Consider the following 8,574-nt stretch of genomic DNA (forward strand, 5'->3'; position numbering starts at 1 on the left):
GCCATGAACACCATTCTCGCTGATTGAGGACCGGCTGGAAGGTTCTCAGGCCCGGGTCGTCCGAAGTTGTCCAGGTCCGGTGGATTCCGGGGTCATCCCGGCACCGAGGACCTCGTGAATGCTGGCCTGTTCAGGGACCGCGAATCTAGAGTGGCGGCCACACGCACAAAGACGGACCCCTCAGGAGGAATGGCGCAAGTGACTCCCCCACCCATCCGGCTCTTCAATACGATGACCATGCAGAAGGAGCTGCTGGAGCCCGCTGTCCCGGGCTGCGTCGGGGTCTACGTCTGTGGTCCTACCGTCTACAGTTACATTCATATCGGGAATGCTCGCACCTTCACGTCCTTCGACGTGGTGGTCCGCTATCTCCGGTACCGGGGCCTGAAGGTTCGCTACGTCCGGAACTTCACGGACGTGGACGACAAGATCATCAAGGCCGCGCACGAGACGGGAGAGGCCCCCGTGGCATTGGCCGCGCGCTTCGTGGACATCTTCCACGAGGACGTCCGGGCGCTCCACATGCAGGACCCGGACGTGGAGCCGAAGGTGAGCGACCACCTTCCCGAAATCATCGCCATCATCCAGAAGCTGGTGGACAAGGGCTTCGCCTACGCGTCCCAGGGTGACGTGTACTTCTCGGTGAGCGCCGACAAGGACTACGCGAAGCTGTCCAAGCGACACCTGGACGAGCTGTGCGTTGGCGAGCGCGTGCAGCCGGGAGATCAGAAGCGCGAGCCGCTCGACTTCGCGCTGTGGAAGGGCGCCAAGCCAGGAGAGCCCGCGTGGGAGAGCCCGTGGGGGCTCGGCCGTCCTGGTTGGCACATCGAGTGCTCCGCGATGAGCGCGAAGTACCTCGGCGAGACGTTCGACATCCACGGCGGGGCGTTGGACCTCATCTTCCCCCACCACGAGAACGAAATCGCGCAGAGCGAGTCCGCCAACGGGCAGCAGTTCGCGAAGTACTGGATGCACTGCGGCTTCCTGGACCTCGAAGGCGCGAAGATGTCCAAGTCGCTGGGCAACGTGGTGCGCCTGCGCGACGCGCTGGAGAAGGTGGACGCGGAGGCCCTGCGCTTCTTCTTCCTCTCCACGCACTACCGCCATCCGCTCAGCTTCTCCGACAAGGCCCTGGCCGACTCGGAAGCGCGCATGGAGTACTTCTACGAGACGCTGCGCAAGGTGGACGAGCGCCTCACGGGCAAGGACTTCGGCACGGGAGCGCTCCACGGCGAGCCGCACCGCTTCCTCGCGGAGTTCGAGTCCTCCATGGACGACGACTTCAACAGCGCGGGAGGCCTGGGCGCGCTGTCCGGCCTCTTCGGCCTGATGAACGAGCTGACCGACAAGCCGCCGGTGAAGGACAAGCCGATGGTGGGGCGGACGCTTCAGGCGTTGCGTGAGGACGTGCGCAAGGTGTCCGGTGTGCTCGGCCTGTTCGAAGACGACCCGAGCGCGTGGCTCCTGCGCCGTCGTGAGCGCGCGGTGCGCGAGCGCGGCATCGACGTGGCGGAGGTCGAGCGGCTGCTCGGTGAGCGGACGACCGCTCGGGCCGCGAAGGACTTCGCCGCGGCGGACCGGGTGCGGGCCACGCTGAAGGAGAAGGGCGTGGAAATCATGGATACGGCTGGCGGCACCTCGTGGAAGGTGGCGACCGCGCAGGGCTGAAGGGCTGCGGTGCCCCGGGCCTTCGTGTTAGGGCTCGGGGCACCATGAAGCATGTGCTGTCACTGTTCCTGGCCCTGACGTCCGTTCCCGCGCTCGCCCAGCGAGTGCCCTTGAGCACTCCCGCGGAGAAGGCCGCCGCGAGCAGCATCGACCCGGATGTGTTGCGCGCGCACGTGCGCTTCCTCGCGAGTGACCTGCTCGAGGGTCGAGGCCCTGGCACCCGGGGCGACGCGCTGGGGCAGGCGTACATCGCGGCGCAGCTGGAGGCCCTGGGGCTGAAGCCCGCGGGCACCGACGGCACGTTCTTCCAACCGTTCGACCTGGTGGGTGTCACCGGCCATCCGGAGACGATGTCCATCCGCGCGCCGCTGGGCGCCGCGGAGCTGAAGTTCCACGAGGACTTCATCGCGGTGTCGGGCGTGCAGGTGCCCGAGGCGAAGCTGGACGCGTCCGAGCTCGTCTTCGTGGGCTACGGCATCCAGGCGCCCGAGTACGCGTGGGACGACTTCAAGGGGATGGACCTGCGCGGCAAGACGCTGCTCATCCTCAACAGCGACCCGGAGGATGATCCCCGGCTCTTCGGGGGGCGCACGCGCCTCTGGTACGGCCGCTGGGATTACAAGTACGAGCAGGCGGCGAAGGTGGGCGCGGCGGGCGCCATCATCCTCCACACCACGGCCAGCGCGGGTTACCCGTGGCAGGTGGTGCAGTCGTCGTGGACGGGCGAGCAGTTCGAGCTGCCCGCGACGTCGGGCCCCCGTCTTCAAGTGAAGGCCTGGGCCACCGAGGACGCCACGCGCCGGGTGTTGCAGCTCGCGGGGCGGGAGTTGGAGACGCTCCGTGCCGCCGCGCAGTCGCGCGACTTCCAGCCGGTGCCGCTGGGCGTGACGGTGTCCACGCGCTTCGCGAACGACGTCCGTCGTCGCCCCACGGCCAACGTGCTGGCGATGCTGCCCGGCAGCGACGCGAAGCTGTCCGGCGAGGTGGTGCTCTACAGCGCGCACCATGACCACCTGGGCAAGAAGGAGGGTGGCAAGCCAGGTGAGGACACCATCTACAACGGAGCGCTCGACAACGCGGCGGGCGTGTCCGCGATGCTGGCGGTGGCGCGGGCGTACCGTGCGATGCCGCAGGCGCCGCGCCGCTCCATCCTCTTCGCCGCCGTGGCGGCCGAGGAGCAGGGGCTGTTGGGCTCGCAGTACCTGTCCGAGCATCCGCCCGTGCCGGCCGGCCGCATCGCCGCCAACGTCAACATCGACGGCGCCAACATCCATGGCCGCACGCGCGACATCACCGTCATTGGCCTGGGCAAGTCCAACCTGGATGGCGTCATCACCGCGCTGGCGAAGACGCAGAACCGCGTGGTGAAGGCGGACCAGCTTTCGGACCGGGGCTTCTTCTACCGCTCGGACCAGTTCAACTTCGCGCGGCGCGGCATCCCCGCCGCCTACTTCGGCAGCGGCATGGACTTCATCGGTCGCCCGGAAGGATGGGGCCGCCAGCAGCGCGAGGCCTGGGAGGCGAAGCATTACCACCAGCCGTCCGACGAGCTGCGCCCGGAGTGGGACATGACGGGCGCGGTGGAGGACGCACGCCTTTTCTTCCTGCTGGGGGCCCATGTCGCCCGCGCTCCGGAGCTGCCGCGCTGGAACAAGGGGGACGAGTTCGAGGCCGCTCGCCTGGAGGCGCTGGAGGCACTCAAGGCCCCCCGGACGCCGCCCTCCGAGGGGGCATCGAAGTAGGGCTGGAAGCGCTCCGTCCGCCGCTCGACGGGCGGGTACAAATGTCCAGTGTTTCGCCCCGCGAGGGTGTTAAACCTCGCGGATATGCCTGAGTTCCAGATCGTCAGCGACCACCAGCCCGAGGGGGACCAGCCGAGGGCCATTGGCGAGCTCACGGAGGGCGTGCTTCGGGGCGACCGCTACCAGACGCTCCTGGGCGTCACGGGGTCCGGCAAGACGTTCACCATGGCGAACATCATCGCCAAGGTGCAGCGGCCCACCCTGGTCATCGCCCACAACAAGACGCTGGCCGCCCAGCTCTACGGTGAGTTCAAGAGCCTCTTCCCGAACAACGCCGTCGAGTACTTCGTCTCGTACTACGACTACTACCAGCCCGAGGCCTACGTCCCGTCGTCGGACACCTTCATCGAGAAGGACTCGTCCATCAACGACAACATCGAGCGGATGCGCCACTCGGCCACCCACTCGCTGCGCACGCGCGACGACGTGGTGATTGTCGCCAGCGTGTCCTGCATCTACGGCCTGGGCGCGGCCCGGAGCTACGTGGACCTGGCGGTGCGCGTGGACGTGGGCGGGGAGATGGGGCGCGACACGTTCATGCGCCGCCTGGTGGAGGGCCAGTACGACCGCAACGACATGGACTTCCACCGGGGCACCTTCCGCACGCGCGGCGACACCGTGGAGGTGTTTCCCGCCTACGAGGAGGAGCGCGCGGTGCGCATCAGCTTCTTCGGCGACGAGGTGGAGCGAATCACCGAGTTCGACCCGCTGCGCGGCGTCACGTTGGGCACGCTGGACAAGATCGTCATCTTCCCCGCCAGCCACTACGTCGCGGGCGAGGACGTGCGCACGCGCGCGCTGCAGACCATCCGCGACGAGCTGTCCGAGCAGCTCCAGACGTTCAAGCGCGAGGGCAAGCTGCTGGAGGCGCAGCGGCTGGAGCAGCGCACGATGTTCGACCTGGAGATGATTGAACAGGTCGGCTACTGCAACGGCATCGAGAACTACTCGCGGCACTTCTCCGGCCGCGCCACGGGCGAGCCGCCCCCGTGCCTCATCGACTACTTCCCGCGCAACCTGCTGGTCCTCATCGACGAGAGCCACCAGACGGTGCCGCAGATTGGCGCGATGTACCGGGGAGACCGCGCGCGCAAGGAGACGCTGGTCACCTTCGGCTTCCGCATGCCCAGCGCGCTGGACAACCGCCCGCTGAAGTTCGGTGAGTTCGAGGAGCTGGTGCCCCAGGCCGTCTTCGTCTCGGCGACGCCTTCCGAGTACGAGCTGCAGAAGTCCCAGGGCGTGGTGGTGGAGCAGATCATCCGCCCCACCGGCCTGACGGACCCGGAGGTCGAAACGCGCCCTGTTGGCAACCAGGTGGATGACCTGCTCGAGGAGGTCCGCCTGCGTGTCACGCGCGGCGAGCGTGTCCTGGTGACGACGCTCACCAAGCGCATGGCGGAGGACCTCACCGAGTACTACGCGGACGTGGGCGTGCGCGTGCGCTACCTGCACTCGGACATCGACGCGATTGAGCGCATGGCCATCATCAGGGACCTGCGCAAGGGCGAGTTCGACGTGCTGGTGGGCATCAACCTCCTTCGCGAGGGCCTGGACATCCCCGAGGTGTCCCTGGTCGCCATCCTCGACGCGGACAAGGAGGGCTTCCTGCGCAGCCACGTGTCGCTCATCCAGACCATCGGCCGCGCCGCGCGCAACCTGAATGGCCGCGTCATCATGTACGCGGACTCCATCACCGACTCGATGAAGAAGGCGCTGGAGGAGACGACTCGCCGCCGCGAAATCCAGCGGCAGCACAACAAGGCTCACGGCATCACCCCTCGCTCCATCAAGAGCAACATCCTCAACTTCTCCGACCACGCCTACGACGCGGAGGGCGGCGGCACGTTGCCCATGGCGGCCGAGGGTGAGGACGACTTGCTCGAAGCGAAGGAGATCCGGCGGCTGGTGAAGGAGTTCACCGAGGAGATGCAGCGCGCCGCCGAGTCGATGGAGTTCGAGAAGGCCGCCGAGTACCGGGACAAGGTCCAGTTGCTCAAGGACATGGACCTGGGGCTCAAGCCCGCCTCGCGCTTCCTGCTGAAGGGGCCCACGAAGGCGCCGGACGAAGCCCCGAAGCGTGGACGGGGCAAGGGCGGCCGGGCGCGAGGGCGCCGTTAGGAGGCGTCTGCCATGGACGTGAAGCTCCAGGAGAAGCTCGACGCCCTTCCCACCGAGCCCGGCGTGTACCTGATGAAGGACCGCCGGGGGCAGATCATCTACGTGGGCAAGGCCATCAACCTGCGCAGCCGCGTGCGCTCGTACTTCACGCGCACCGGGGACACGCGCGTCTTCGTGTCGCTGCTGGATGAGCTGCTCGGCGACCTCGAGACGGTGCTCGTCCACAACGAGAAGGAGGCGCTGCTCCTCGAGAACGAGCTCATCAAGAAGCACCGGCCGCGCTTCAACGTCCTGCTCAAGGACGACAAGCAGTTCATCTCCCTGCGCCTGGACCGCACCCACGCGTACCCGCGCCTGGAAGTCGTCCGCAAGTACGAGCGCGACGGCGCGCGCTACTTCGGCCCGTACTCCAGCGCGGGCGCCATCCGCGAAACGCTGCGCATCATCAACCGCTACTTCCGCCTGCGCACCTGCACGGACCACGTGCTGGCCAACCGCAAGCGGCCCTGTCTGCTGTTCCAGATCGGCCGCTGCCCGGCGCCCTGCGTCCACCCGGTGCCCGAGGACGACTACCACCGCAGCGTGGACGAAGTGGTGATGTTCCTGGAGGGCAAGGCCAGCGAACTGGTGGAGGGTCTCCGCCTGCGCATGAAGCGCTCCGCCCAGGAGCTGAAGTTCGAGGAGGCCGCGCGGGTCAGAGACCAGCTCCTGGCGATTGAGCGCAGCCTGGAGCGCCAGAAGATCGCCACCACGGACTTCAAGGACCAGGACGTCTTCGCGCTGTTCCGCGAAGGCGACCGCATCATGTTCTACGTCCTCTGGGTGCGGCAGGGCCGGCTCAACGGCGGCCAGGCGTTCCCCTTCGGCAACCAGGAGTTCCCCAACGAGGAGCTGCTCGCCTCGTTCGTGAACCTCTACTACGACCAGGGCAGCTTCGTGCCGGAGGAGGTGCTGCTTCCGCTGGACCCCGAGGACGGCACCGACGGACTCGAAGGCCTGCTCTCCGAGCGGAAGGGCGAGCGCGTGCGCGTGCTGGTCCCCAAGCGGGGGGAGAAGCACGAACTGGTGCAGATGGCGGTGAAGAACGCCGAACAGGCCTTCGTGGAGCGCCGCCGCACCAAGGACGAGACGGACCAGGTCCTCTCACGCCTCCAACAGCGGCTGAACCTCAAGAACTTTCCGCGCCGCATGGAGTGCTTCGACATCTCGCACTTCCAGAGCTCCGCCATCGTCGCCTCGCAGGTGGCCGTCACGGATGGCGACGCGGACAAGTCCCGGTACCGGAAGTACAAGATAAAGACGCTGGAGAAGCAGGACGACTTCGCGAGCATGTACGAGGTCGTGACGCGGCGCCTCAAGCGAGGGCTGGAGGACGGCGACCTGCCGGACCTGCTCGTCATCGACGGCGGCAAGGGGCAGCTGGCGAGCGCGCACGCGGCCATGAAGGACCTGGGCGTGGACTCCGTCGACGTGGTGGGCCTGGCCAAGAGCCGCGACTTGGAGGTCTTCGACCGGGATGCGGAGAGCGCTCGAAGCCCCGAGCGGGTGTTCGTCGTGGGGCGAAAGGACCCCATCGTCCTGGCTCAGAACTCGGCGGAGATGTTCATGCTGACGCGCATGAGGGACGAGGCGCACCGCTTCGCCATCACCTTCCAGAAGCAGGTGATGCGCAAGAGTCGGGTGCGTTCGGCGCTGGAGGACATCCCGGGAGTGGGGGAGGTGCGGCGCAAGACGCTCTTGCGGCACTTCGGTTCACTCAAGCGCGTGGGCGAGGCGAGCATCGAGGAGCTGGCCGACGTGGTGGGCCCCGCCGTCGCTGAGCGTGTCCATGCGGGGCTTCACGGACACCCCGACGAAGAGGAGGAAGACCCTGTCCGGGAAGCATCCCTCGACGATGCCGTCGAACCGGCGAACGAAAAATCGCAGGGAGGGTCGCCACCCGGTGCCGCGTGATTAATTTCCACTTCGGACTGCGGGGGAAGTGCGCTGGAACCGCGACGTTCCTGGGGTTTTTAATTGCGACTGGGCTCGGCGCTGATTTATAGCGGTTGACGATTCGAGCCGTCCAAAGAGGGCGAGGGACCGACATGAGGCTGTATCCGAAGGTGATCCCGATCATCTCGCGAGAGGCGATTCAGCAGCTCATGCAGGATGGGGACATCGAGGTGGAGCCGATGCGCGTGGCGGACGCCGAGATGGACCTGTCGGCCATCATGCGTGAGTACCTCGCGAATGAAGAGCGTGTGAACCAGGCGACGCGCGAGGCGTTGGAGCGTCGCGGATATGACTACTCCAAGTTCAACCAGGTGAAGCGCGAGATGGCGGATGTCCGCGGCTTCAAGATGGGCGACGAGGGCATCGAGTACGTCATCAACCAGATGATCGAATTCCTCCTCATCAGCCGGAACGTGGAGGAGGTCTACTCGGCCGACAACTCGCTGCGTCAGAAGATTTTCGCGGTGATGAAGCGGCACCTGGACGTGGATGATGAAATCGACAAGGAGGCTCGCTCCCGCCTGAAGCACCTGCAGGAGGGCACCAGCGCCTTCGACATCGAGTACAACAAGACGGTGGAGCAGATCCGCCGGGCTCGAGGCCTCATCTAGTTTTCTTGGGGGAGAGGGGACTGCCGTTCCCCGCTCCGCTGCCTACCTTGTTTTACAAGGAGGCAGCGTCGATGGCGGGACCTCTCACCGTGTTTCTCTTGTCCGGGTTGCTGGCCGCGGGGCCAGGCGGGTTCACGTTCGAGGGCCGGCAGGCCAGCGCGCGGACCGAGCAGCCGGACGCCTTCTTCATCCAAGGACCGCTGCCCTTCACGGACCTGGCCGAAAGCGGCCGAGGGAGCGCGGACCTCACCGTCGAGGACCGGGTCGACGCCCCCGAAGCCACGTACGGCGACAAGGCGAGCTTCTCCGCGTCTTTCCGCCTGGGGGCCACCGACTACCGGGTGGAGCTGTCCCAGGCCGGTTTCCCGCCCGCCCAGGCC

At 66.9% G+C, this 8,574-nt stretch carries 5 protein-coding genes and 1 pseudogene; all 6 read left to right on the forward strand.

Annotation, left to right across the window (positions count from 1 at the left end; genetic code table 11):
- Positions 1–189 precede the first annotated feature (189 nt).
- Positions 190–1,668, forward strand: a complete 1,479-nt coding sequence (gene cysS, locus HR086_RS41715; RefSeq protein ID WP_174468403.1) for a cysteine--tRNA ligase — start codon at positions 190–192, stop codon at positions 1,666–1,668.
- A 44-nt stretch (positions 1,669–1,712) separates the two neighbouring features.
- Complete coding sequence (locus HR086_RS41720; RefSeq protein ID WP_174461896.1) at positions 1,713–3,410, forward strand: M28 family peptidase; 1,698 nt, start codon at positions 1,713–1,715, stop codon at positions 3,408–3,410.
- 84 nt (positions 3,411–3,494) lie between these two features.
- Entirely contained in the window at positions 3,495–5,588 is a 2,094-nt protein-coding gene (uvrB, locus tag HR086_RS41725; protein WP_141648988.1) for an excinuclease ABC subunit UvrB, read from the forward strand.
- A gap of 12 nt (positions 5,589–5,600) precedes the next feature.
- Positions 5,601–7,541, forward strand: a complete 1,941-nt coding sequence (uvrC, locus tag HR086_RS41730; protein ID WP_174468404.1) for an excinuclease ABC subunit UvrC — start codon at positions 5,601–5,603, stop codon at positions 7,539–7,541.
- Between the two features lie 134 nt (positions 7,542–7,675).
- A complete protein-coding gene (locus HR086_RS41735) occupies positions 7,676–8,194 on the forward strand; it encodes a DUF507 family protein (protein ID WP_141648986.1) in 519 nt (172 codons plus the stop codon).
- Positions 8,195–8,265: 71 nt separating this feature from the next.
- A pseudogene (locus HR086_RS41740) lies at positions 8,266–8,574 on the forward strand (hypothetical protein); the annotation flags it as partial.

The sequence above is a fragment of the Myxococcus sp. CA039A genome (genome assembly GCF_013336645.1).
In the GTDB taxonomy this organism is placed as follows: domain Bacteria; phylum Myxococcota; class Myxococcia; order Myxococcales; family Myxococcaceae; genus Myxococcus; species Myxococcus llanfairpwllgwyngyllgogerychwyrndrobwllllantysiliogogogochensis.